This is a genomic window from Streptomyces sp. NPDC058371, from assembly GCF_042723265.1.
In the GTDB taxonomy this organism is placed as follows: Bacteria; Actinomycetota; Actinomycetes; order Streptomycetales; family Streptomycetaceae; genus Streptomyces.
This window is the reverse complement of the sequence record NZ_JBHXJC010000004.1, coordinates 144,406-168,380: the sequence shown is the minus strand read 5'-3', so window position 1 is coordinate 168,380 and position 23,975 is coordinate 144,406. Positions and strand designations below refer to the sequence as shown.

General features: G+C 70.2%; 16 protein-coding genes. 8 read left to right on the top strand and 8 right to left on the bottom strand.

Going from position 1 to position 23,975, the window contains the following annotated elements:
* Nucleotides 1-107 precede the first annotated feature (107 nt).
* Nucleotides 108-1,712, top strand: coding sequence for an amidohydrolase family protein (locus tag ACFWM2_RS15505; RefSeq protein ID WP_383278778.1), 1,605 nt, complete (start codon nucleotides 108-110; stop codon nucleotides 1,710-1,712).
* A 24-nt stretch (nucleotides 1,713-1,736) separates the two neighbouring features.
* On the opposite strand, the gene ACFWM2_RS15500 is transcribed toward ACFWM2_RS15505, so the two are convergent.
* Nucleotides 1,737-2,615 carry a trypsin-like peptidase domain-containing protein gene (locus ACFWM2_RS15500; protein ID WP_383278775.1) on the bottom strand — a complete coding sequence of 293 codons (879 nt, stop codon included), beginning with the start codon at nucleotides 2,613-2,615 and terminating at the stop codon, nucleotides 1,737-1,739.
* Nucleotides 2,616-2,876: 261 nt separating this feature from the next.
* Here ACFWM2_RS15500 and ACFWM2_RS15495 point away from each other — a divergent pair, with 261 nt between their 5' ends.
* Both ACFWM2_RS15495 and ACFWM2_RS15490 read left to right on the top strand, forming a co-directional pair.
* Nucleotides 2,877-4,088 (top strand): pyridoxal phosphate-dependent aminotransferase, encoded by a 1,212-nt coding sequence (locus tag ACFWM2_RS15495; RefSeq protein WP_383278773.1) that lies wholly within the window; start codon nucleotides 2,877-2,879, stop codon nucleotides 4,086-4,088.
* 101 nt (nucleotides 4,089-4,189) lie between these two features.
* Entirely contained in the window at nucleotides 4,190-4,609 is a 420-nt protein-coding gene (locus ACFWM2_RS15490; RefSeq protein ID WP_383278771.1) for a hypothetical protein, read from the top strand.
* 276 nt (nucleotides 4,610-4,885) lie between these two features.
* Here ACFWM2_RS15490 and ACFWM2_RS15485 read toward each other — a convergent pair whose 3' ends face one another.
* Nucleotides 4,886-6,709 (bottom strand): phosphoenolpyruvate carboxykinase (GTP), encoded by a 1,824-nt coding sequence (locus ACFWM2_RS15485; protein WP_383278768.1) that lies wholly within the window; start codon nucleotides 6,707-6,709, stop codon nucleotides 4,886-4,888.
* A 316-nt stretch (nucleotides 6,710-7,025) separates the two neighbouring features.
* Here ACFWM2_RS15485 and ACFWM2_RS15480 point away from each other — a divergent pair, with 316 nt between their 5' ends.
* The 4 genes from ACFWM2_RS15480 to ACFWM2_RS15465 all read left to right on the top strand — a co-directional run bounded on the left by ACFWM2_RS15480 (nucleotide 7,026) and on the right by ACFWM2_RS15465 (nucleotide 9,631).
* Nucleotides 7,026-7,739 (top strand): hemolysin III family protein, encoded by a 714-nt coding sequence (locus ACFWM2_RS15480; protein ID WP_383278765.1) that lies wholly within the window; start codon nucleotides 7,026-7,028, stop codon nucleotides 7,737-7,739.
* An 85-nt stretch (nucleotides 7,740-7,824) separates the two neighbouring features.
* Complete coding sequence (locus ACFWM2_RS15475) at nucleotides 7,825-8,496, top strand: TetR/AcrR family transcriptional regulator (protein WP_383278762.1); 672 nt, start codon at nucleotides 7,825-7,827, stop codon at nucleotides 8,494-8,496.
* A gap of 4 nt (nucleotides 8,497-8,500) precedes the next feature.
* Nucleotides 8,501-9,232, top strand: coding sequence for a Mut7-C RNAse domain-containing protein (locus ACFWM2_RS15470; RefSeq protein WP_383278759.1), 732 nt, complete (start codon nucleotides 8,501-8,503; stop codon nucleotides 9,230-9,232).
* 48 nt (nucleotides 9,233-9,280) lie between these two features.
* Nucleotides 9,281-9,631 carry a hypothetical protein gene (locus ACFWM2_RS15465; protein ID WP_383278757.1) on the top strand — a complete coding sequence of 117 codons (351 nt, stop codon included), beginning with the start codon at nucleotides 9,281-9,283 and terminating at the stop codon, nucleotides 9,629-9,631.
* On the opposite strand, the gene ACFWM2_RS15460 is transcribed toward ACFWM2_RS15465, so the two are convergent.
* The 6 genes from ACFWM2_RS15460 to ACFWM2_RS15435 all read right to left on the bottom strand — a co-directional run bounded on the left by ACFWM2_RS15460 (nucleotide 9,618) and on the right by ACFWM2_RS15435 (nucleotide 20,257).
* On the bottom strand, nucleotides 9,618-11,882 hold the full coding sequence (locus ACFWM2_RS15460) for a galactose oxidase-like domain-containing protein (protein ID WP_383279759.1): 2,265 nt from the start codon (nucleotides 11,880-11,882) through the stop codon (nucleotides 9,618-9,620). The two genes, ACFWM2_RS15465 and ACFWM2_RS15460, sit on opposite strands and share 14 nt — an antisense overlap.
* 143 nt (nucleotides 11,883-12,025) lie before the next feature.
* Nucleotides 12,026-13,237: a glycosyltransferase gene (locus ACFWM2_RS15455; protein WP_383278754.1), complete on the bottom strand. Its 1,212-nt coding sequence runs from the start codon at nucleotides 13,235-13,237 to the stop codon at nucleotides 12,026-12,028.
* On the bottom strand, nucleotides 13,234-14,913 hold the full coding sequence (locus tag ACFWM2_RS15450; RefSeq protein ID WP_383278751.1) for an ArnT family glycosyltransferase: 1,680 nt from the start codon (nucleotides 14,911-14,913) through the stop codon (nucleotides 13,234-13,236). The genes ACFWM2_RS15455 and ACFWM2_RS15450 overlap by 4 nt, the downstream gene beginning before the upstream one ends.
* Entirely contained in the window at nucleotides 14,910-16,172 is a 1,263-nt protein-coding gene (locus ACFWM2_RS15445; protein WP_383278748.1) for a glycosyltransferase, read from the bottom strand. Before ACFWM2_RS15445 ends, ACFWM2_RS15450 begins: the two co-directional genes overlap by 4 nt.
* Before the next feature lie 188 nt (nucleotides 16,173-16,360).
* Nucleotides 16,361-18,412: a thioredoxin domain-containing protein gene (locus ACFWM2_RS15440; protein ID WP_383278745.1), complete on the bottom strand. Its 2,052-nt coding sequence runs from the start codon at nucleotides 18,410-18,412 to the stop codon at nucleotides 16,361-16,363.
* A 186-nt stretch (nucleotides 18,413-18,598) separates the two neighbouring features.
* A complete protein-coding gene (locus ACFWM2_RS15435) occupies nucleotides 18,599-20,257 on the bottom strand; it encodes a recombinase family protein (protein ID WP_383278742.1) in 1,659 nt (552 codons plus the stop codon).
* A gap of 470 nt (nucleotides 20,258-20,727) precedes the next feature.
* On the opposite strand from ACFWM2_RS15435, the gene ACFWM2_RS15430 reads away from it, so the two are divergent.
* Complete coding sequence (locus ACFWM2_RS15430; RefSeq protein WP_383278739.1) at nucleotides 20,728-23,946, top strand: tetratricopeptide repeat protein; 3,219 nt, start codon at nucleotides 20,728-20,730, stop codon at nucleotides 23,944-23,946.
* The last annotated feature ends 29 nt before the right edge of the window (nucleotides 23,947-23,975 follow it).

Here is a 23,975-nt window from a genome sequence, read left to right as displayed (position 1 = left end):
CTCGGCGGAGGCGAGGCAGCGGACCGAGTCGGGCGGTCGTGGGTGGGCGACACCCGCGGAGCGCGGAGGACGAACAGCGCGGGCGGAGCCCGGAAAGGCAGCACCAGGTGGACCTCGCGATCAGAGACGTACGTGTCATCGACGGCACCGGCCAGACCTCGTACCACGCCGACGTGGGCATCACAGCCGGCCGGATCACGGAGATCCGCAGCGAGGGGCCGCCCCTGGGGGGACGCCGGACACTGGACGCCCACGGCCTCGTCCTCGCCCCCGGCTTCATCGACATGCACGCCCACAGCGACCTCGCCCTCCTGCGCGACCCGGACCACAGCGCGAAGGCCGCCCAGGGCGTGACCCTGGAAGTCATCGGCCAGGACGGCCTGTCGTACGCGCCGGTGGACGACCGCACCCTCGCCGAGATCCGCCGGGCGATCACCGGCTGGAACGGCAACGGCGACGACATCGACTTCAGCTGGCGCTCGGTCGGCGAGTACCTGGACCGCCTCGACCACGGCTTCGACGGCGAGGGCATCGCGGTCAACGCCGCGTATCTGATCCCGCAGGGCTCCGTGCGGATGCTCGCCGTCGGCTGGGACGACCGCGATGCCACGCCCCAAGAGCTCGACTGCATGCGGCAGTTGGTGGCCGAGGGCATGCGGGAGGGCGCGGTCGGCATGTCCTCCGGGCTGACGTACACCCCCGGCATGTACGCCAAGGACGCCGAACTCACCGCGCTGTGCCGCGTGGTCGCCGAGCACGGCGGCTACTACTGCCCCCACCACCGCTCGTACGGCGCGGGCGCCCTGGCGGCGTACGAGGAGATGGTGACCCTCACCCGCGAGGCCGGCTGCCCGCTCCATCTCGCCCACGCCACCATGAACTTCGGTGTGAACAAGGGCCGGGCCCCGGAGCTGCTCGCCCTGCTGGACGACGCGCTCGCCTCGGGCGCGGACATCAGCCTCGACACGTACCCCTACACCCCCGGCTGCACCACCCTCGTCGCGATGCTGCCGAGCTGGGCGAGCGAGGGCGGCCCCGAGGCGATCCTCGCCCGGCTGGCGGACGACGCGACCGCCGAGCGCATCCGGCACCACATGGAGGTCGTCGGCGCCGACGGCTGCCACGGCGTCCCCATCGAGTGGGACACGATCGAGATCTCGGGGGTGAACGACCCCGCGCTGGCGTCGTACGTCGGCAGGACCGTCCTGGAGTCCGCCGGCCGGCTCGGCGAGTCCGCGTGGGTCACCGCCCGCCGGCTCCTCGTCGACGACCGGCTCGGCTCGACGATCCTCCAGCACGTCGGCCACGAGGAGAACGTCCGCGCGATCATGCGGCACCCCGTGCACACCGGCGGCTCCGACGGCATCCTGCGCGGGGACAAACCGCACCCGCGCGCGTACGGCACCTTCCCCCACTATCTGGGCCGGTACGCAAGGGAGTTGGGCGTCCTCTCGCTGGAGGAGTGCGTCGCCCACCTCACGGGGCGCCCGGCCGCCCGGCTGCGGCTGCCCGACCGCGGGCTCGTCCGCGAGGGCCACCGCGCCGACCTCGTCCTCTTCGACCCGGACACGGTCGCGGCGGGCTCGACCTTCGAGGCGCCCCGCACCCTGCCGACCGGCATCCCGCACGTGCTCGTCGACGGCCGCTTCGTGATCGAGGACGGCCGCCGGACGGACGTACTGGCAGGACGGGCGGTCCGCCGTACGACGTGACCGCCCGTCATGGAACCGGTGGTGCTACGGCTTGGGCAGGGTGCACCCGCTCCGGCTCAGGTCGACCTTGTTGTCGAGCCCGATGCACGGCACGATCAGGTAGGTCTCCTGGGCGTAGTTGATGCCCTGGCGGACGGTCACGTTGCCGCTCGCGTCGACCTCACAGGGGTTGTTCTCGGTGCAGCGGGCGCCGTCCTCGTTGCCCGTGTTGTTGACCGCGACGACCTTGCCGGTGGCGTTGTCGATGACGGGCGAGCCCGAGGTGCCGCCGATGGTGTTGCAGGCGGAGGTGTAGCGGACCGAGTCCTTCCAGGTCCACGCCCCTTCCTTCAGCCGGTACGCGAAGCCGTCGATGTTGCAGCTGTAGATCCGCTTCCAGTACCCGGAGACGACCTTGATCGCGGTCCCGGCGGTCGGGCGCACGGAGTTGAGCGTCAGCGCGTTGATGCCGTACGAGCTCTTGATCTGCGCGTAGGTGCTGGTGAGCTGGTAGATCGAGATGTCCGTGTCGGTCATCGTCCCGTACGCGATCTTGCTGGCGCGCAGGGTCGCGACCTTCGTACCGGCCGAGTTGAGGAGGCTGAAGGTACGGGTGGAGGTCCGGTCGACGATGACCTCGCCGGCCGCCGGGAAGCCGGTCTCCAGGCAGTGGCCGTTGGACAGCACGAGCGCGGGGTCGTCGTCCTCGGAGGCGGGCATCCGGACGACCGAGCCGGAACAGTTGCTGAGCGCGACCGTGCCGGCGAAGTCCACCGCCTTCAGGGTCGGCGCGGCGGCCTCGGCCGAGGTCCGGCCGGTCGCCGCGTGCTCAGCCGCCACGGGCGCGGGAGCCGCGACCGCGGGTGCCGCCCCCGCCCCGGCGATGACCAGGGCGAAGAGCGCGGCAACGAGAGGCTTTCTCATGTGGGGTCCCCTCTTGTTTTCTGTTGTGCGACATGGGTGACCGGAGGTCTTCCAGCCATCTCCTGTTTTGTCATGCGCATTGTGAGGGGAGGGAGACGCGGGGGCAAGGAGCGGTTTCCGGCCCCGTACGGCGATTTCCGGCTACCGAGGGGCGGCACCGCCGTCCGGGCGCCACGCAGGGACAAAGGAGCCCAAAACATCCCGTCTCACGTGGTGGAAAACACGCCCCGCAACCGCTGGGACGGCCGTAAGCTCACGGATATGCAGGTGATCCAGTCCACGAAGCTCGCCAATGTCTGTTACGAGATCCGGGGCCCGGTTCTCGAGGAGGCGATGCGGCTGGAAGCGGCGGGCCATCGCATCCTCAAGCTGAACACCGGCAATCCGGCCGCCTTCGGCTTCGAGTGCCCGCCGGAGATCCTGGAGGACATCCTCCGCAACGTCTCCTCGGCGCACGGCTACGGCGACGCGAAGGGTCTGCTCGCGGCCCGCCGGGCCGTCGTGATGCACAACCAGACCCTCGGCATCGAGACGGACGTCGAGCACGTCTTCATCGGCAACGGCGTCTCCGAGCTGATCGTGATGACGATGCAGGGCCTGCTGGACGACGGCGACGAGGTCCTCGTACCGGCTCCGGACTACCCGCTGTGGACCGCCGCCGTGTCCCTCTCCGGCGGTACGGCCGTCCACTACCACTGCGACGAGCAGTCGGACTGGATGCCCGACCTGGCGGACGTGGAGCGCAAGGTCACCGACCGCACCAAGGCGCTCGTCATCATCAACCCGAACAACCCGACGGGCGCGGTCTACGACGACGCGATGCTGCGCGGGCTGACCGACATCGCCCGCCGCCACAACCTGCTGGTCTGCTCGGACGAGATCTACGACAAGATCCTCTACGACGGCGCCACGCACACGCCGACCGCCGCCATCGCCCCCGACCTGATGACACTCACCTTCAACGGGATGTCCAAGGCCTATCGGGTGGCCGGCTACCGCGTCGGCTGGATGGCGATCTCCGGCCCGCGGGCGCACGCCGACTCCTACATCGAGGGCCTGACGATCCTGGCGAACATGCGGCTGTGCGCGAACATGCCGGGCCAGCACGGCGTGGTCGCCGCGCTGAGCGGCCGCCAGACCATCAGCGACCTGGTGCTGCCCGGCGGCCGGCTCAAGGAACAGCGGGACGTGGCGTACGACCTGCTGACCCAGATCCCGGGTGTGACCTGCGTGAAGCCGAAGGGCGCGCTGTATCTCTTCCCGCGCCTGGACCCCAAGGTCTTCAAGATCAAGGACGACCGGCAGATGGTCCTGGACCTGCTCCGCGAGGAGAAGATCATGGTGGTGCAGGGCACCGGCTTCAACTGGCCGGAGCCGGACCACTTCCGGGTCGTGACGCTCCCGACGGTGGGCGACCTGACCTCCGCGGTGACCCGGATCGGCAGCTTCCTGGACGGCTACAGCCAGCCCTGACGATCACCCTCCGTACCCCCTCGGTGCACATTGCCGAACGGGCTCAACTTTAGACCAGTTCTAAGCTAGGATGGTTTCCTGAGAGCACAGGAGGCCATCCCATGTACGAGCCGATCCGCACGAAGTCGGTCCACACGGTGGCCGGCTCCCCCACCGACTTTCCCCACCGGTCGCGCGAGGAGGAGCTGGACATCCAGCTCGCGAGCCACCTCGCGGCCCTGCTGGCGGTGACCGACGAGCTGCGTACGCAGGCCCCGTCCGCCGACCTCGATGCCGCCGCCGAGCGGCTCGCCGATCAGGTCACCCGGCTGCGCGGCGGACTCCCGCCGGTGCGCGCCTCGATCACCGCCGCCCTGCACCAGCCGCCCGTCGGCGCCCTCCACCAGCGGGCGCACGCGCTCGCGGGCCGTGCCCTCGTCGTGGCTGCCTCCCGCGCCGACACCGCCGCCGCCATCCTGGCCGCCGAGCGCATGGACGCCCACGCGGCGGCCGACGAGCCCGCCGGACTCGCCACCCACTGAGCCTCCCGGCTCCCCACGACGGCCCCGGCCCGCGCGCACCCGCAGCGACGTGCGGGCCGGGTGCCACACACGGCGCGTCCGGAAAGGGCGCGACGCGGCACCCGAAAAGACCGGGGCCCCACACTCCGTTGTGTGGGGCCCCGGTCTTTTTCGATGGTGCTCTGTCGTGCTCACCTTCGGTGCTGCGTCCACCTCCGGTGTCGTACTCACCGCGACCGGCCCGGACGACGTCGCAGGTCAGGGCAGGTCAGGCCGGCCGCGGAGCAGTCGGGGACGTCAGCCCAGGCGCTTGACCAGCGCGCGGTACTCGTCCCACAGCTCCTTGGGGGTGTGCTCGCCGAAAGTGTTGAGGTGCTCGGGGACCAGAGCGGCCTCCTCGCGCCACACCTCCTTGTCGACGGTGAGCAGGAAGTCCAGGTCGGACTCGGACAGGTCGAGGCCCTTGGTGTCCAGCGCGCCCTTCGCGGGCAGCACGCCGATCGGGGTCTCGACGCCCGCGGCCGTGCCCTCCAGGCGCTCGACGATCCACTTCAGGACCCGGCTGTTCTCGCCGAAGCCGGGCCAGACGAACTTGCCCGCGTCGTTCTTGCGGAACCAGTTCACGTAGTAGATCTTCGGCAGCTTCGCCTGATCCTTGTCCTTGGCGACGTCGACCCAGTGACCCATGTAGTCGCCCATGTTGTAGCCGCAGAACGGCAGCATGGCGAACGGGTCGCGGCGCAGCTCGCCGACCTTGCCCTCGGCGGCGGCGGTCTTCTCGGAGGCCACGTTGGCGCCGAGGAAGACGCCGTGGTTCCAGTCGAAGGACTCCGTCACCAGCGGTACGGCGGTGGCGCGGCGGCCGCCGAAGAGGATCGCCGAGATCGGCACGCCCTTGGGGTCCTCCCACTCGGGCGCGATGATCGGGCACTGCGAGGCGGGGACGGTGAAGCGGGCGTTGGGGTGGGCGGCGGGCGTACCGGACTCCGGCGTCCAGTCGTTGCCCTTCCAGTCCGTCAGGTGGGCCGGAGTCTCCTCCGTCATGCCCTCCCACCAGATGTCGTTGTCGTCCGTCAGCGCGACGTTCGTGAAGACCGAGTTGCCCCACAGCGTCTTCATCGCGTTGGCGTTGGTGTGCTCGCCGGTGCCCGGCGCGACGCCGAAGAAGCCGGCCTCGGGGTTGATCGCGTACAGCCGGCCGTCCTCGCCGAACCGCATCCAGGCGATGTCGTCACCGATCGTCTCGACCGTCCAGCCGGAGACGGTCGGCTCCAGCATGGCGAGGTTCGTCTTGCCGCAGGCGCTCGGGAAGGCGGCGGCGACGTACTTCGACTCGCCCTGCGGCGGCGTCAGCTTGAGGATCAGCATGTGCTCGGCGAGCCAGCCCTCGTCCCGCGCCATGACGGACGCGATGCGCAGCGCGTAGCACTTCTTGCCGAGCAGCGCGTTGCCGCCGTAGCCCGAGCCGTACGACCAGATCTCGCGGGACTCCGGGAAGTGCGAGATGTACTTGGTGGAGTTGCACGGCCACGGCACGTCCGCCTCGCCCGCCTCCAGCGGCGCTCCGAGCGTGTGCACAGCACGCACGAAGAAGCCGTCGGTGCCGAGCTCGTCCAGGACCGGCTGACCCATGCGGGTCATGGTGCGCATGGACACGGCGACGTAGGCGGAGTCGGTGATCTCGACGCCGATCGCGGAGAGGTCCGAGCCGAGGGGACCCATGCAGAACGGGACGACGTACATCGTCCGGCCCTTCATCGAGCCACGGAAGACGCCCTGCTCACCGGTGAAGATCTCCCGCATCTCGCCGGGGGCCTTCCAGTGGTTGGTCGGGCCCGCGTCCGCTTCCTGCTCGGAGCAGATGAACGTCCGGTCCTCGACCCGCGCGACATCGGTCGGGTCGGAAGCGGCGTAGTACGAGTTGGGGCGCTTGATCGGGTCGAGCTTCTTGAAGGTGCCCTTGGCGACGAGCTCCTCGCACAGGCGCTCGTACTCGGCTTCGGATCCGTCACACCAGACCACACTGTCCGGCTGCGTCAGTTCGGCGATCTCGTTCACCCACGAGATCAGGTCTTTGTGGTGGGTGGGTACGACGGTGGGAGCCGCGATGTCGCGCGCCACGATTGCTCCTAAATGAGGGGTTTTGTTGTCGAATGCCCCGTGGGGGCTGCGACCCGGATGCCTTCGTAGCCCGCTCATCCGGTGCCGACCGCACTCATTTGATCATCCGACGTAACCGCCCATATGTCCAGAGGGCCTCACACCTGAGCGGCGTGAGGATCGCCACTCGCCGGAGGGTTTCCTCACGGACATCGCGGATTCGGGGTCGAGTACCCCCTCAAAGTCCCCTGGCGCCCCGTGAGAACATGGCCACTATTGCTCGCTCATTGCGCCGTACTGACGCGTAACTTACGGTTCCGTAGGTACGATTCGGCTCATGACTGCGCCCGTCCCCGACGCGACCACGGGCTCGCAGGCCGTCGGCCGCGGCCCCATCGAGCTCTCCCTGCCGTACCCGGTCAAGCCCAAGCTCCGCGGCTGGCTGCACCTCGCGATGTTTCCGGCCGCGCTCATCGCCGGCCTGATCCTCACCGCCCTCGCGGACTCCAGCCGCGGCCGGCTCGCCTGCGGGATCTTCGCCCTGACGGCCTGCCTCCTGTTCGGGGTGAGCGCCCTCTACCACCGGGGCAACTGGAGCCCGCGCATGGACGGCGTGCTCCGCAGACTCGACCACGCGAACATCTTCCTGATCATCGCGGGCAGCTACACGCCGCTGACGATGCTGCTGCTGCCCAGCTCCACGGGCCAGTGGCTCCTGTGGGGCATCTGGAGTGCGGCCGCGGCGGGCGTCATCTTCCGCGTCTTCTGGGTCGGCGCCCCGCGCTGGCTCTACACCCCGTGCTACATCGCGATGGGCTGGGCGGCCGTCTTCTTCCTGCCCGACTTCATGCGCACCGGCGGCGTCGCCGTGCTGGTCCTGGTGGTCGTCGGCGGTCTTCTCTACAGCGCGGGCGGCGTGATCTACGCACTCAAGCGTCCCAACCCGTCACCCGAGTGGTTCGGCTTCCACGAGGTCTTCCACTCCCTCACGCTCGCGGCGTTCGCCGCGCACTACGTCGGGATCTCACTGGTGGCCTACCAGCACGGATGACCCGTCCGGGCCTCCCGCCGGCCGTCCGCGGCCCCGCGCCGGAGGCCTCCACCGGCAGGGTCACCGCGCCCCCGGATGCCCGACAATGAAGACCATGGCCGCCACCGCACACCGCTCCACTCCCGCCGCGGAGCCCCGGCCGGGGCTCCGCGAGCGGAAGAAGATGAAGACCCGGGTCACGATCCGCGAGGCGACGTACCGGCTGATCCAGGAGCAGGGGTACGACGCGACGACCGTCGAGCGGATCGCGGAGGCGGCCGAGGTCTCTCCGTCCACGGTCTTCCGCTACTTCCCGACCAAGGAGGACATCGTCCTCGCGGACGAGTACGACCCGGTCCTGGAGGAAGAGCTGCGGGCGCGGCCCGCGGACGAGCCGTGGCTCGATTCCCTGCGCCATGTCCTGCGGAACGCCGTCGGCCTCGGGAACACCGACGAACCCGAGGTGACCCGGCTGCGCACCCAGCTGATGGTCGACGTCCCTGCGGTGCGCTCCCGGATGACGGAGAGCATGTCCGTCACCGGCCGCACACTGAGCCGGGCCATCGGGGAGCGCCTCGGCCGGGACCCCGACAGCCTTGAGGTGCGCGTCTTCGCGATGTCGCTGATCGGCGCCCTCCTGGAGGCCTCGCTGTACTGGGCCGAGGGCGGCCACCGGGAGGATTTCGCCGACGTCGTCGACCGCGCAGTGGACGTCCTCGAACACGGCCTGACCGCCGGAAACGCAGAGGCCACGGACGCCCCGCACGTGACATCCTGACCCGGTGAACGGACCGGAGATCCACGTCGAATTCGCCCCCGAGCTGGGCCTGTTCGTGCCGCACGCGCGCCGCTCGGGCGCCACGAAGGCGGTCACCGACGGAGCGTCCACCCTCGGCCATGTCGTCGAGTCGCTCGGGGTGCCGCTGACGGAGGTCGGCTCCCTGGTCGTGGACGGCCGCGAGGTGCCGGTGTCGCACATCCCGCGGGCCGGCGAGTCCGTCGAGGTCCGTGCCGTCCGGCGCCCCCAGTCCGTGCCGGGAGCCCCGCTCCGCTTCCTCCTCGACGTCCACCTCGGCACGCTCGCGCGCCGACTGCGCCTGCTGGGCGTCGACGCGGCCTACGAGTCCACCGACATCGGCGACCCGGCCCTCGCCACCCGGTCCGCGACCGAGCGCCGCGTCATGCTCAGCCGCGACCGCGGCCTGCTGCGCCGCCGCGAACTGTGGGCCGGCGCGTTCGTCTACAGCACCCGGCCGGACGACCAACTGCACGACATCCTCGGCCGGTTCGCCCCCGAACTGAAGCCCTGGACCCGCTGCACCGCCTGCAACGGCCCGCTCGTCGAGGCCACCAAGGAAGACCTCGCCGACCGCCTCCATGACGGCACTCAGCGCTCCTACGACGTCTTCGCCCAGTGCGGTGACTGCGGCCGCGCCTATTGGCGAGGCGCGCACCACGAACAGCTGGAGGCGATCGTGGAGCGCGCCCTGAGCATGCGTACCCAGGAGAGTTGAGTACCGCAGCCGATCACCGGGGGCCGGTGCCCGCGGTTGGCTTGCGCCATGACCACAGCGCAGCAGCCAGTGATCCCGTCCACCGCGAACCCCCGGCCGGCCCACCGGGCCCTGAGCCTGTGGGCCGGCTGGGGACTGGGCCTGCTCGTCCCGACCGTCGTCCTCGCCTGGATCGCCGTGCTGTCCGGGGAGCGCGGCACCAACTGCCTCATGTACGGCGAGGAGTGCTCCCCCGTCCCCGGCTCACTTCTGTACGGCTGCTTCTGGACCGCGCTCGCGGCCGGTGTACTGGCCCTCGCGCTGCCCCGAACCCGGTCGACCTGGGCCAGGTCCGGGACCGTACTCCTGCAGTGGGGCGCCCAGTTGACGCTGGGCGCGCTGATCCTCAGCGGCGCGTGACGTCCCCCTTCCCGCACGCCAGCCCGTCCCTGTTGCGGTCGAGGCCCAGCGGGTCGTCCTTGCCGTTGATCTTCAGGCGGCCGTAGTCGTTCGCCTTGAGCCAGGCGCAGCGCGCGGCCGTCGTCCTCTTCACCTCGGCCGGGAAGACCGTCGGGACGCAGACGTTGACCGAGCCGTAGTGGCGGTCGCAGCCGGAGATCGTGGTGCTGACCTTCTGCGAGGTCCGCTTCTTGCCGGGCTCCTCGACCGCGCCTTCGAGGGAGTCGGCGAACGAGTGGACGTGCGCCGCGGCGGTGTCCTCGGCCAGGGCCGAGGGGCCCTGGAGGTGGACCCACTTGGCGATCGACGGGACGCCGTTCGCGTCGACCGCGAAGAGCATGTACCAGCCGGGCGGCGCCAGGTTGGGGTTGCTCGTCACGTTCAGGTCGACGTTGTTGCCGTCCACGCTCAGCGGCAGGTCCACGAACCGCTGGTTCGGGTCGGACGAGTGCGTCACCGCGGCCGGCCGGATCAACTCCGCCTTGGCGATGGGCCGGTCGACGGTGATGCGCTGCGTATCGCCGTACACCCACTCCTTGTCGATCACCGAAGTGATCGCCGGGCGCGGGCCCTTGAGCAGATAGGGCGGGGTGTAGACGGACACGTCGTGGTTCCAGCTGCCGTTGCCCGGGTTGTCCCCCGTCGTCATCACCCGGCCGTCCGGCAGCAGGAACGCCGACGAGTGATAGCCGCGCTCCTCGGGATCCGGCGTCACCGGGTCGAACGTGGAGGTCGCCGGGTCGAAGATCGACGACTCATAGACCGGGTTGGCCCGGTTGTGCAGGCCGCCGCCCGTCTCCAGGACCTTGCCGTCGGGCAGCAGTACGGCGGAGACGTACATCTTGCCCTGGTTGCCGGTCTCGGCCACCTTGCCGTTGCCGAGGTCGACCTTGCCCTGCGGGATCTGCGGCCCGGAGACGTACCCCGGGTTGGCGGCCTTGAGGTCGATGATGTCCGTCAGCCGGTTCGCCTCGGGGTTCGAGTCGATGTTGCCGCCCCCGAGGGTGAGCACCTTCTGGTCCTGGGCCGGCGGCAGCAGCACGCTCGCGGACTGGTCCCGCTCGTCCTTGCTCTGCAGCCCCGGGATCGCGGTCGTCGTGTTCGCGTCGTAGTCGTAGACCGCCGAACCGGTGCCCGGGGTGCCGTTGCCGAAGACATGGCTGCCCGAGTAGAACAGCCGGCCGTCCTGCATCAGGATCATCGACGGGTACAGACCCCAGTACGACCAGGTCTGGTTGACCTTCCACAGCGGCAGCCACTGCTGCTCGGCGTTCGACCAGCGCTCGGCGGTCACCGAGCCGGTGGAGTCCTCACGCAGCCCGCCGAAGGAGACCACGTCACCGTTGCCCATGACGGTCGCCGACGGATACCAGTGCCCGTCGTTCAGGTCGTTGGTCTTGCTGTACGACTCGGTGACCGGGTCGAAGATGTACGAGTCCTTGTACCCCTCGTACCCGTGCCCGCCCGCCACCGGGAACGCCTTGTTGCCGCTCATCACGAGCACCCGCCCGTCGGCCAGCTGGACGTGCCCGGAACAGAACATGTCCTTGGGCGTGGGGATCTGCTTGTACGTCCCCTGCACCGGGTCGTAGACCGCCGAGGTGAACGTGCCCGCGTTGAACATCTCCTCGCTGTTGCCCGAGCCCGCGATCAGCAGCACCTTGCCGTTGTTCAGGACGACGGAGTGCATGGAGCGGACCGGGTTCTGGGTGGGCAGCACGTCCCACTTGCCGTTGGCGCACTCGTCGGCCGTGCCGGTGCACTGGGCCGGCGGCAGCGGGTCGGCGACCTGTTCCATCGTGTAGTCGTCGGTGGTCGCGGAGCCGGTGCCGTAGACGGAGACGCCCCAGGTGATGCGGTCGGTGCCGGCCGGCACCGCGGGCGTGCGCACCGTCGCATGGATCCAACCGGCCGCCGTCTCCAGCGTCTTGAGGTCGGTCCAGTACTGCCAGCCGGCCGTCGCGTCGTGCCGGAAGAGGGTGAGGGACGCGTCCGGGGTCGTCGTCTTGTACCAGAGCCCGAGGTCGTACTGCTTGGCCACCGTGACCACCGGCGCGCAGGCCGTGCTCTCGGTGATCAGCGCCTTGCGGTCACCGTCGACCCGGCGGGTCAGCGAGACCTTCATGGCCTTGGCACCCGAATGGGCGTCGGCGACCGTCGCGAAGCTGAAGTCGTTGTCGCCCCAGCCGGACTTCTCCCAGCAGTACGGCATCCCGTCCGTGCCGGCCGTCTCGAAGCCCGGGTTCTTGACGAGGTTGGCGGCGGAGGCGGGCTGCGGCGAGACGAGCAGCAGACCGGCGGCGAGTCCCGCCACCGCCAGCAGTGAGGTTCTCCGTCGTGGTCTGAGTCGGAAGGTCACGCGGCTCTCCTGTCTGCGCGGCCGCGGCTCCCGCGCACGGACTTGCCCGTCCGGCGCGGCAGATAGACCAGCGCTTCGGTCCCCGTGAAGCGCAGGACGAACGTCGTCACCAGCGCCACCGCGGTGGCGGTGAGCGCGCCCATCCCGAACTCGCCCACCAGCAGCGCGATCAGCGGGATGCGCAATACCAGATCGGCGTTCGCGATCAGTGCGAACCGGCCCACGCGGTCCCACCAGGTGCGGTGCCGGCGGCGCTCCCGGAAGAGAAGATGCTCGATCAGCAGGAAGTTCCAGGCGACGCCGAGCTGGTTGGCGAGGATCTCGGCGGGCACGTAGTGCATTCCCACGGCCGTCAGCGCGTACAGACCGAGCAGGTTCGGCACGAAGCCGGTGGCGCCGATCAGCCCGAAGACCACCATGCGCGCGACCGGCGAGGCGGTGCGCAGGCCGACGAGATGGCGCAGGAAGCGGAAGCCCTCCTGCGCCGTCGACTTGGACTCGCCCGCGTACCGGTCCTGGAAGACGAAGGGCACCTCGGTGACCTGGCGCGGACGGCTGCGTACGGCGAGTTCGAGGAGGATCTTGTAGCCGAGCGGCTGGAGGATCTCGGCGGTGACCGCGCTGCGCCGGATGGCGAAGAAGCCGCTCATCGGGTCGCTGATGCCACGCAGCTTGCGCGGGAACAGGGTCTTGGTCAGCCAGGTCGCACCGCGCGAGACGGCGATGCGGTAGCCGCCCGCGAGCCCCTCCCGGCTGCCGCCCTTGATGTACCGGCTGGCGACCACGAGCCCGGCCGAGGACCGCTCGCCCGTGCCGACCAACTCCGGTACCAGGGACGGCGGATGCTGCAGATCGCCGTCCATGACGACGATCCAGTCGGAGGTCGCGGCCTTCAGGCCCTCGACCACGGCGCCGCCGAGACCGCCCGTCGGTTCGTCGCGGTGCAGCAGGGTGACCGGGAAGGGGCAGTCCCGCGCGGCCTCGGAGATCACCTCGGGGGTGTCGTCCGTGGAGTCGTCCACGAACAGCACCTCGCAGGGCAGCCGCGTCGGCACCGACTCGGTGATCCGGTGCAGCAGTTCACGGATGTTCGCGGACTCGTTGAAGGTCGGCACGACGATGGTGACGGCGCCGGGCTCCGGCACCTCGATTGCGCGTACGGACGGTTCGCCGAGTTCCTCGGGGACGGTGCTCTCGAAGCTGCTCATCGACTGCCTCCCGCGCTGCCGCCGGTTCCGGTGCCTGCCGTGGTTGCCGTACTGCCCGTGACCTGCCGGATCTCGATCCGGTCCGCACCCTCGCCGAAGGTGGCGACCGGCGTCGAATGCGCCATCGCCGCCTTGACGTTGGGCAGGTCGACCGCGTCACGCCGGACCGTCGGAGAGGCGACCACGAAGTCGAGATCGCGCCAGCCGCCCGGCATGGTCTTCGTCACGGCCGGGTCGAGGTCCGCCTTGTAGAACCAGATGACGCCGAGGCCGGGCCGGTAGCCCTGGTGCACGAGGTCGAGCCAGAGCGCGTCGTCCACCAGGATCCGGGTGTCCTGCGGGTTCGCCACCTGGGCGCCGAGCCAGTGGGACGCGGCCCGGTAGGGGGCGTTGGCGTCGACGGTCACCGCCGTGCGGTCGCCGTCGTACCAGCGCGGGACGACATAGGCCGCGGCGGCCGCCACCAGCAGGGCCGCCGTCACCCGGCGCCCCCAGGTGACGTACGCCCTCTCCTCCGCGCCGCGCCACCGGCGCAGCACGGCGTGCGCAACGCTCGCCGTGCCCCCGGCCAGGACCAGCGCCAGGAACGGCAGGGCCTGGATGACGTACATCGCGGGCAGATAACCGCTCGGGCGCAGCGCCACCACGGCGAGGATGCCCACGGTGAGCGCGGGACCTGCCAGGGCGCGCGCGGTCACCGACCAGCGCCAGGTGACCAGGAGCAGGACCGCGCCCGCGAGACCGCCGAGGAGCAGCACGCGGTCGTAGTAGAGCCAGGACCGCAGGACGCCGTACGAGCCGGAGCCCGGGTCGAGGATGAAGCCGGAGCCGGGCCGGCTCATCTGGTACGTGATGCCGTCCCACAGCGACACATGGCCCGCGCCCGGGAACAACTCGCCCTTGAGGAGGGCGAAGAGCGGGTACGCCAGCCCGATCAGGACACACGCGGTGACGGCGCCGGTGAGCGCGAACTTGCGGGTGTCGCGGTGGCCGTGGCGCCACATGGTGACCACGAGCGCGGGCAGGATGACGAGCATCGTCTCCTTGGTGAGCACACCCGCGGCCGCCGCGATCCCCGCCCCGAAGTGGTGCCAGAGATGGCGGCTCGGGGAGGCGGCCAGGCAGAACGCGAGCAGCGTCCACATCACCGCGATGTTGTCCAGGAAGATCTCGCGCTGGAGCACGACCGACAGCGGCGACAGCCCGAAGATGGCCATCGCGAGACCGGCCGCCCAGGGCGGCAGCGACAGCCGGCGCGCCAGCACGTACAGCAGGACCGCACTCGCCGCGCTGACGAGCAGCATCGCGACGCGCATCGACCCGACGGTCATCAGGGACGGATCGATCTGCGCGGGGAGCCAGGTCAGCGCGGCGATCTGGATCCAGCCGAGGGGCGGGTGGTCGTACCAGTACGTGTAGTGGGCCAGCCCGCTGCCCTGCTGCACGGCCCAGGCCTGGGCGAGGTAGGTGCCCTCGTCGTCGCTGAGCGTCGGGTAGTCGGCGATGTTCCAGCCCTGCACGACGAGGATCGCCACGAGGAGCACCCCGCACAGCACCAGATCGGCGCGCGAGCTGCGAAAGCGCAGGGGCGGACGGACGGCGGGGACGATTTTGGGCGCACGGGGCCGCTGCGCGGGGACCGTGGTGCTGGTCGCCGCGGGAAGGGTGGAGGTCACGCAGGAACGTCCTCTCGGATCGTTTCGGTGAGATGCGCGCCGACATGACTGGTCAACTCCCAGTCGTTGCGGCCTCGTTGCTCGCGCCACACCGCGCGGACGGCCGCACCGGCCAGCAGCACCTGGTAGAACGGGCCGCCGACGACGAGCTTGAGGTAGTGCACGAAGCGGACACGGAGCCCGTACTGCTTGCCGAAGTCGTGCAGTCCGACGACCTCGAAGACGAAGGTGACGAAGGCGGTGACGGCCGGCAGGAACGTGATGAAGGCGATGCCGACCGGCACGTCGAGGAAGAGCGCGATGGCCACGTTGAGCGGAATGATCACGCCCGAGACGGCCTGCAGATACGGCGTCATCAGCGTGTAGCGGGCCAGCAGCCGCTGGCCGAAGCCCGGCAGCTGCTTCCAGTCCCGCTTCCGGTAGACCTGCAGGAAGCCCTGGTTCCACCGGGTGCGCTGCTTCAGCAGCGACATCAGGCTGCCCGGGGTCTCCTCCCGCGTCACCATGTCGGAGTCGTACGCGACGACGACCTTCTTGCCGGCGCTGGACAGCCGCACACCCAGGTCGCAGTCCTCGGCGAGGCACTCCGGGTCCCAGCCGTCCGCCGCGCGCAGCACCTCGGTGCGCACGAAGACGGTGTTGCCGCCGAGCGGAATGAACCCCTTCTGCGCGTGCAGATGCAGCCGCGAACGGAACCAGAAGAAGTACTCCAGGCAGTTGCGCAGGCTGTACCAGCTGGAGTTGAAGTTGATGAGCTGGACGCCGCCCTGGACGACGTCCGCACCCGTCGTGCGGAACGCGTGGTCCACGTGGGCGAGCAGCTCCGGGTGGACCTGGTCCTCGGCGTCGAAGACCCCGACGACATCGCCGCGGCAGTGCGGCAGCGCCGTGTTCATGGCCTTCGGCTTGTTCTTCTTCTCATGGGTGTCGACGACGACCCGCACGCGCGGGTCACGGGCCTCGGCCCCCCGGGCGACCGCCGCGGTCTCCGGGTCGTCGTGTCCCACGATGACGATGATCTCGAAGTCGGCATGACTGGACTCGAGCAGCCGCTGGATCGTGTGATCCAGCACGGCCTGCTCGTGCCGCGCGGGCAGCAGCAGCGAGAAGGACAGGCCGTCGCCGCCGTCCGGTCTGCTGAAGCGAGTGGAAGCGAGCACCTCGGGCGTACGCCACGCGTGCATCTGCCACCACAGGGTGAAGGCCGCCATCCAGAAAAGGGCAAGCGAAACGGCAGCGATGAAGACAGACGTGAGCAACAGATCCCCCCAGATCCCAAAACCCCCTGTCGCGCCGGGGTATCACTCCCGGCGCGTCCCGTGGAGACACTAGGTGGGAACTGTGAAGTCCATAGGCTCTTCAGATAAATAGAGTGTTTCGGAATGCTCAGTCGGAGAAGGGGATGTATCCGGCTACGTCGGACGTTTCCCGTCCAGGGGTGACTGTTTCAGGCACTGGCAACGCCGCCCAGCACCTCACGGAGCCGCTGGACATCCGATGTCGGGGCATCACAGGTGAAATTACGGCAGACGTACGCCGTGGGCTCACCACCGAGCAGCGGACGGTCGGCGAGGAGCGGGAGTTCGTCACTGCCCGGCGCCCCCACGGCGACGACCGCTCCCGGAGCGGTGCCCAGAAGTGCCGTGCGGTGCAGGGACTTTGTGCCCGGATCGTCGGCCGCACCCACGATCGCGACCTCGCGGGGCCCGTCCAGCAGCGCCTCCGCCGCCGCGAGACCCCAGCCGATGAAGCGGGGAGCCCGCGGGCCCAGCGCCTTCACCACGCCCAACGCCCGCTCAGCGGCGGTCCGGTGCGGCTCGGCACCGGTCTGGGCCGCGTACGACAGCAGCGCACCGGCGGCCGCGCTCCACCCGGAGGGCGTGGCGTTGTCCGTGGGGTCCTGGGGCCGCCGGATGAGCTGCTCGGCGTCGGCCGCCGTGTCGTACAGGGCGCCCGACTCGGCGTCGGTGAACTGCACGAGGACGTGATCGAGCAGGAACCCGGCGAACTCCAGCCAGACCCCCTCACCGGTGACGGACGCGAGCGCGAGGAAACCCTCGGCCACATCCGCGTAGTCCTCCAGCACGCCCGCGTTGGCGCCCACCTGACCGTCCTTGCTGGTACGCGCGAGGCGGGCCCGGTCGTCCAGATGCAGGCGTACGAGGAGGTCGGCGGCGCCGATCGCGGCCTCCACGAGGTCGGGGCGCTCGAAGAAGGCGCCGACCTCGGCGAGCGCGGCGATCGCGAGGCCGTTCCAGGCGGCGACCACCTTGTCGTCACGGCCGGGCGCGGGGCGCGCACCCCGCGCGGCGAGGAGCCGCTCACGGACCGAGGCGATCCTCTCCGCGTCGGACACCCCGTCCCACTGCGGGAGTTGGAGTACGGAGGCGCCCTCCTCGAAGGTGCCCTCCTCGGTCACCCCGAAGTGCTGGGCGGCGAGTTCGGCGTCGTCCCCGAGGACCTCGCTCAGCTGCTGGGGCGTCCACACGTAGTACGCGCCCTCCACGTGCCGGCCCGTGCCGTCGTCACTGTCGGCATCGAGCGCGGAGGCGAACCCGCCCTCCTCGGTGCGCAGTTCACGCACCATGAAGTCCGCGGTCTCCAGGGCGACCCGGCGGGCCAGGTCGGAACCGGTGGCGCGCCAGAGATGCGCGTACACGCGACACAGCAGGGCGTTGTCGTACAGCATCTTCTCGAAGTGCGGCACCAATGGCCCACTGGCCCTCTGACGCAGAACGTATCGGTGGAATCCCCCGCCCAACTGGTCGTAGAGGCTGGAGCGCACCATAGCGTCGCAGATCCCCTCAGCCATCTCCAGCGCTCCCTCGGACTTCGTCCGGGCGTGGTGCCGCAACAAGAACTCGGTCACCATGCTCGGCGGGAACTTGGTGTCGCCACCGCCGAGCCAGCCGCTCACCGGGTCGTACTCCCGCGTCAGCCCCAGCAGCGCCTGGGCAAGCTCCTCCTCACCAGGCAGCTCACCCACTCCATGGTCCAGCTGTCGCGCCGCCAGGTCGCGAGTGATCTTCCCTGCGACCTCTCCGACCTCTTCACGCCGGCTGCTCCACGCGTTCTCAACGCCTTCCAGCACCTGCCGGAAGGACGGCATACCGTGCCGGGAGGCGGGCGGGAAGTACGTGCCGAAGTAGAACGGCTCCCCGTCCGGCGTCATGAAGACCGACATGGGCCAGCCCCCCTGGCCCGTGGCCGCCTGTACAGCCTCCATGTAGACAGCATCCACGTCGGGGCGCTCCTCGCGGTCCACCTTGACATTCACGAAGTGCTCGTTCATGTACACCGCCGTCGCCTCGTCCTCGAACGACTCGCGCGCCATGACGTGACACCAGTGGCAAGCGCTGTATCCCACGCTCAGGAAGACAGGCACGTTGCGCCGACGGGCTTCCTCGAAGGCCTCGGCCGACCAGGGCCACCATTCGACGGGGTTGTCCGCGTGCTGAAGGAGGTACGGGGACGTGGCGTGCACGAGTCGGTTGGACATACCTCCATCTTCGCGCACCCGCACATCTGCTCCCCACGCGCCACGGGGGGAGCCACGGACGGGAGTAGGGATCCAGGGTCGGCCGGAGACGCCAGCGCCTCAAGGTCGGGCACCGCGGAGGAGTGCCTCAGTGCGGGATGGGCCGATGAACTGGTCCGGACGAAGGCACGGCCCTGCGCTTCGAACTCACTTCTTGGCGGTGGTGTCCTTCTGCGAAAGCCAGTCGAACTCAAGCCGTTCCAAGATCGGGGTGCGGTCTCCCTGCCGGGCGGCGGGCTTGACCGTGATGCGGTCCTTTCCAAGGGCGCACCTCAGGAGTATCCGCTTGTCCGCCATATCCGCCGCTTCCCACGCCTCACGCAGGGTGTCGGCCTGCGTGAGGAGCGAGAGGTCTGCCTCCGCTTCCAATACCTCGACGGTTGCGGTGATGCTTTCGATGGCGGCGCGCTGCCCTTCGCTCAGCTCCTCGAAGCGCTCTTCGTCCATCTTCCCGTACACATAGAAGTCGTCTTCGAGCTTCTTCACACGTCGCTGGGCCGCCTCAAGGGCCGTCTGTGCCTCGTCCTTCTTCGACTGGGTCTCGGGGTCAGCGAAAGCGAGCCACCGACGGGCTATCTCAATGACCACCACATCACCGGGCTCAAGCCCCATGATGCGGTGGATCCAAGCCTGCCCGACCGCGTGGTCGATGCGGTCCGCGAGGGTTACCACTCCCTCGCAGATGGACTTGCCCCGCGTCTGCCTGAGATCACACCGGTAGCGTCCCCCACGGTGGCTCATTGATCCACCACACGGTTCAAGCTGCCCTGTACCGCTCTTGTCCCGCATCCGCCCGCATCGGTAAGTTCCCGTTCCCAAGTACTTGGCTTCCGGCTTCCCCTTCGCCCACCGTTCGTCGGTCCGCTCGGCGATGAGCGCCTTGATCTTGAACCACTCACCCGGCGTCACAACCCCCTTGCCGCACATGATGACTTCGCCCCTCTCGTTGCGCAGAGGCTCGCCGTATCCCTCCCAGCTGTCCAAGGGGTTACCGTGCCCGTCCGCCTTGCGGCGCCGGACCGGGACCATGCCTGCGAAGAGCGGGGATTGAGCCAACTTACTCACCGCGGTGGAGGACCAGGTGGCACCGCTTCGCGTCCGGTACCCCGCCTCATTGAGCTGATGGGCCGTGTTCTTCGTCGACTTCTTGTCGAGCAAGAGGTCCGCCAGCCTGCGAGCCGTGTCGTACTCGTCCGGGTGGGGTTCGACCTTGCCACTTCCTGGAGTACTGAAGAGCCCGAACGGGGGTTTGCCCGTGCCCCGTCGGCCTTCCGCCTTGTGCGAATCATGGCCAATCTTCACGCGCTTGGCCATGTCCTTCGCCTCCTCCCTGGCGCGTTCACTCAGGATCGCGAAGACCATGCGTCCACCCCTTGCGGAGTCCAGCCCTTCGGAGACGGACACAAGGCGCGCTTGTCGGCGGTCGAACTCGTCGAGCAACCGGCCCACCGCCCCCATGCCGCGCCGGTCGAAGCGGTCCGTCTTCCACACGCCGAGTGTCTTCGACTTGCCGTCCATGATCGCTTGCGTGGCCCTCTCGAACTCCCGGCGCCGCACGTAGGCTTTGGAGGCTGAGAGCTGTTCGAACCAGACGTGCCGGATCTGAACTCCGTTCGCCTGTGCCCAGCGCGCCACGTCCCGCAAGTGCCCTCGCAGCGTAGCCAGGTCTTCCTTTTTGTTGCTTCGCCGCAGGTAGGCGTCCATGAGGCCCGACGGCTCGGCCGTCGCGGGCCTGTCCAGTCCCAGGGTTTCCAGTTCCTCAGCGCTGAGCCCGAGCTCAACCAACGTCGTGTGATCCTCGCGCACCACAACTCCCTCTGTTCTCAGGAGAAAAGGTACAGAAGCAATGGTCCTTTATATTCAATTTTCCAGAAGTGCGGCACGATCCAGTCCGTCGTAGATGCCGCCGCGCGCCATGCGTTCGCAGAGGTCCCGCGCCATCGGCGGGGCACCCTGGGAACCTGTCCCCACGACCTTCCCGGCGACCTCGGCCACCTCTTCGCACCGGCCTGTCCGGGCACGCTGCACGCCTTCGATGCCCTGGCCGAAGGACGGCATTCCGTGGCGGGGCGGAGAAGCGCGCGGCCGCCCGGCGCGCCCCTCGAAGGCGCCTGCGCCAGTACGTCCGTACCCGGCGCCTCCCGTGCCCGTCGCGGGCGCTGGCCACGCGCGCTCGCGGGATCACCCCGCGGCGGTGATCGTCGGCCCCCTCGCGCTCGCGCTCCGGACCAAGGACACTCGTAGCCAATGCAGTTGCCGCCGGAGGGGGACGTGAGATGCGGGACAGCCATCGGGCGGAGGCCGAGCGGCTGGTGGCCCGGGCCGTGGAGGAGGAGGTGCGGCGTTCGGGTGGGCGCACCGACGGAGCCGTGCTGCTGTCGCGGGCGCGCGGCGGACTCGACACCATGGCGCGGACGGTCGCGGAGGAGTACGAGGCGTACACCCGCGCGCTCGACGAGGCGGAGACGGGCCGGCTGACCTTCGGGCAGCGCTACGCCCGCGAAGGCGCCGGAACTCCCTTGGTGGTGGCGGCCGTTGCCGCGGTCGCGGCCGTCGTGGCGGACCTGGCGCTCGGCACGGGCGCGGGTACGGCGTTGGGGGCCGGCGCCGTCGTCGGTGTGGCCGGCGCCGCGACGACCGTGGCAAAGGTGACCGCCGCGCATCTGCCGGACGCGAGCCGCAGCGCCGGTGCCCGGAGCCAGCCGGGGGGCCCGGAGCAGCTGCGGCTGCAGTGGCTGACCGCGCTGGAGGTACGTGGCATCCGCCCGTTCCTCGACCAGCAGCGGGTACTCAGCGCGTCCATGGGCGCGAAGCAGGGGGCGCCGCAGCTGCGCCGCACGGACAAGAGCGCGGCGGCGCGCCGACGTACCGTCCTGGAGCAGTCCTTCGGTCAACTCCCCGAGCCGGACGGGGTGTTCGCCGGGCGCCGGCAGGAGCTGGCGCGGGTGGCGCAGTGGGTGCACGCGGCTCGCGCCAGCACGGAGACGAGACCGACGGTGGTGGTGCTGCACGGGCCGCCCGGCTCGGGCCGCAGCACGCTTGCGGTGCGGGCGGCGCACGACCTGAAGGACCAGTTCCGGGGTGCGTGCGTGGTGGATCTGCGGGGCGACAGCCCGGAGGAGCCGCCGCTGACCACCCGCGAGGCACTGCTCCATCTGCTCAACCGGCTCGGCGCACCCCGCGAGCAGCTCCTGTTCCGTGAGCGTTCCTCGCAGGATCAGCAGGTCAGACGGCTGAGCGAGCTCTATCACCAGCATCTGACGGGCCTGCCGGTCACCATCGTGCTCGACGACGCGTCCGACGCCGAGCAGGTGCGCGCGCTGCTCCCCGAGCGCTCGGACAGCCTGGTGCTGGTCACCGCGCGCAAGCCGCTCGACCTGCCGGCCGACCTGTCCGCCTGGGCGCATCAACTCCCGCTGGAGGCGCTGGACGCCGCGGGCGCCGAAGAGCTGCTGAACGCTGCGGCGCAGGACGCGTCGGGCCCGTACGACGCCGAATCCTCGGACCGTATACGGGAGTTGTGCGGCGGCCTGCCGCTGGCGCTGCGGGTCGCGGGCTCCTCGCTCGGCACCCGTACGCCCCTCCGGCTGGCCGCGGACCTGGAGGCGTACGGGCCCGTGGAGCCGGTCGAGCGGGTGCTGTGGCTGCGCTACGCGGACCAGTCGGAGGCGGCCCGGCGGTTGCTGCGACGGCTGGCGCTGGCGGGCCGGGCCTCGCTGGGCGCGGCCGCGGCGGCGGCCCTGATCGCGACGGACGAGCAGGAGGCGACCCGTCAGCTGACCGCGCTGGCGCGAGCGGGCCTGATCGACCACGTGCGCGGCAGCCGCTACCGGCTGCACGACGTCGTAAGGACCTTCGCGCAGGCGCGGCTGCTGGACGAGGAGGAGCCGGCCGAGCGGACGGCGGCGCAGGAGCGGCTGATCGTCAACTACGCGGAGCTGGCGGACTCGGTGATCCGTCTGGTCGACGGCAAGACGTCGACGCGTGCGGACACCGCGTTCCAGTCGAGCACGGTCGGCCCGCACGGCTTCACGTCCCTCGACTCGGCCCTGCGCTGGCTGGACGACGAGTCGAGCTTCATCACGGCGGCGCTGCGGCACGCGGAGGGCGTGAACCAGGCGGCCGTTCTGAATCTGCTCGGCGCCCTGTGCGACTACTGCCTGCTGCGCGGCGACCTCTACCGTCTGGGCGAGATCAGCGAGCTGACCCAGGCCGTCGACCAGGGGCTCCTGGTCCGCTCGGTGCAGTGGCGTACGGGCATCGCGGCCCGTCAGCTCGGCGAGCTGGACAAGGCGCGCACGACCCTCGCCTCGGTCGTGGACCTCTATTTCGAGGCGCACCACGACGCGGGAGCGGCCCGCGCGCTCTGCTCACTCGGCATCACCCTGCACCACCAGGGCAATCTGACCGAGGCGGCGGCGCGGCTCCAGGAGGCGATGGACCTTCAGGCCTCCCCCGAGCTGTCGGCGGACCGCGCCTGGACGATGCACGCGCTGGCCGCGGTGGAGCGGGACCGCGCCCGGCTGTCCGAGGCCCTCGACCTGCTCACCGAGGCACTGGTGCTGCACCGCGAGGGCGAGTCGGTGCACGGCGAGGCGTGGGCGCACTTCCAGCTCGGCCAGCTCGGGCTGCGCATGGGCGATGTGCCGCGCGCGGAGCGGGAGTTGCGGGAGGCGCTCGATCTGTACGGCCGTACGCGCGACGCCCGTGGCGAGGCCTGGGCGCTGACGCAGCTGGCGCGGGCCCGGCTGGTGGACGGCGATCCGTCGTCGGCCGTCGACGGACTGCGCCAGGCGGCCTCCCGGCACCGGGACAACGAGGACGCGCGCGGCGAGGCCTGGACGGTGTACTACCTGGGCCAGGCGCTGGAGGAGACGGGCAGTCTGGACCAGGCGGTGCGCGAGCTGGAACGCTCCCGCACGATGTTCTCGCGGATGCGGGACGTCTACGGTCTGGCGTGCGCCCGCCACCACTCGGCACGGGTGACCCGCGACCAGCGGGCGGCCCAGACGGGCTCGCTGCGCAACTCCGGGTTCGCCCGTCAGCTTCTCGTGGACGCCCGCGCCGACTTCCAGCGCATCGGGGTGGCCCACGGCGAGGCCTGGACCTGCCTGGAGCTGGCCGTCGTCGACGCGGGCAACGCCCGTACGCAGCAGGCCCTCGCCCTGTGCGACGAGGCGCTGGGGCTCTTCACGTCCTACGGCGACCGCCGCGGCGAGGACTGGGCGCGCTTCCTGCGCTGCACGCTGCTGCCGTACGCCTCCCCCGGCGGCACGGAGGTGGGCTCGGCCGTCGCCCAGGAGGAGCTGAGCCGGCTCGCCCGCTCGGGCCACCCGTCCCGGGACGCCAAGCTGGACGACTACGTCGAGGGCTATCAGCTGCTGCTGGAACGCGGCGCGAACCTCGACGACGGCTGGCAGGCCTGGCGCCTGGGCATGGTCCCCAACCGTCACGCCCGCGAGGTCATGGGAGTACCGGTCACGACCAACCGGTAGCCGCTCGCCCAGGGGGTACGGCGGGGTAC

Bases quoted from the DNA above. Each gene is read 5' to 3' on its own strand.
- ACFWM2_RS15465 (WP_383278757.1), top strand. From the start codon at position 9,281: ATGACCACAGCGCAGCAGCCAGTGATCCCGTCCACCGCGAACCCCCGG.
- ACFWM2_RS15460 (WP_383279759.1), bottom strand. From the start codon at position 11,882: ATGCCGTACTGCTGGGAGAAGTCCGGCTGGGGCGACAACGACTTCAGC.
- ACFWM2_RS15495 (WP_383278773.1), top strand. From the start codon at position 2,877: ATGCAGGTGATCCAGTCCACGAAGCTCGCCAATGTCTGTTACGAGATC.
- ACFWM2_RS15430 (WP_383278739.1), top strand. From the start codon at position 20,728: ATGCGGGACAGCCATCGGGCGGAGGCCGAGCGGCTGGTGGCCCGGGCC.
- ACFWM2_RS15480 (WP_383278765.1), top strand. From the start codon at position 7,026: ATGACTGCGCCCGTCCCCGACGCGACCACGGGCTCGCAGGCCGTCGGC.
- ACFWM2_RS15455 (WP_383278754.1), bottom strand. From the start codon at position 13,237: ATGAGCAGCTTCGAGAGCACCGTCCCCGAGGAACTCGGCGAACCGTCC.
- ACFWM2_RS15475 (WP_383278762.1), top strand. From the start codon at position 7,825: ATGAAGACCATGGCCGCCACCGCACACCGCTCCACTCCCGCCGCGGAG.
- ACFWM2_RS15440 (WP_383278745.1), bottom strand. From the start codon at position 18,412: ATGTCCAACCGACTCGTGCACGCCACGTCCCCGTACCTCCTTCAGCAC.
- ACFWM2_RS15500 (WP_383278775.1), bottom strand. From the start codon at position 2,615: ATGAGAAAGCCTCTCGTTGCCGCGCTCTTCGCCCTGGTCATCGCCGGG.
- ACFWM2_RS15490 (WP_383278771.1), top strand. From the start codon at position 4,190: ATGTACGAGCCGATCCGCACGAAGTCGGTCCACACGGTGGCCGGCTCC.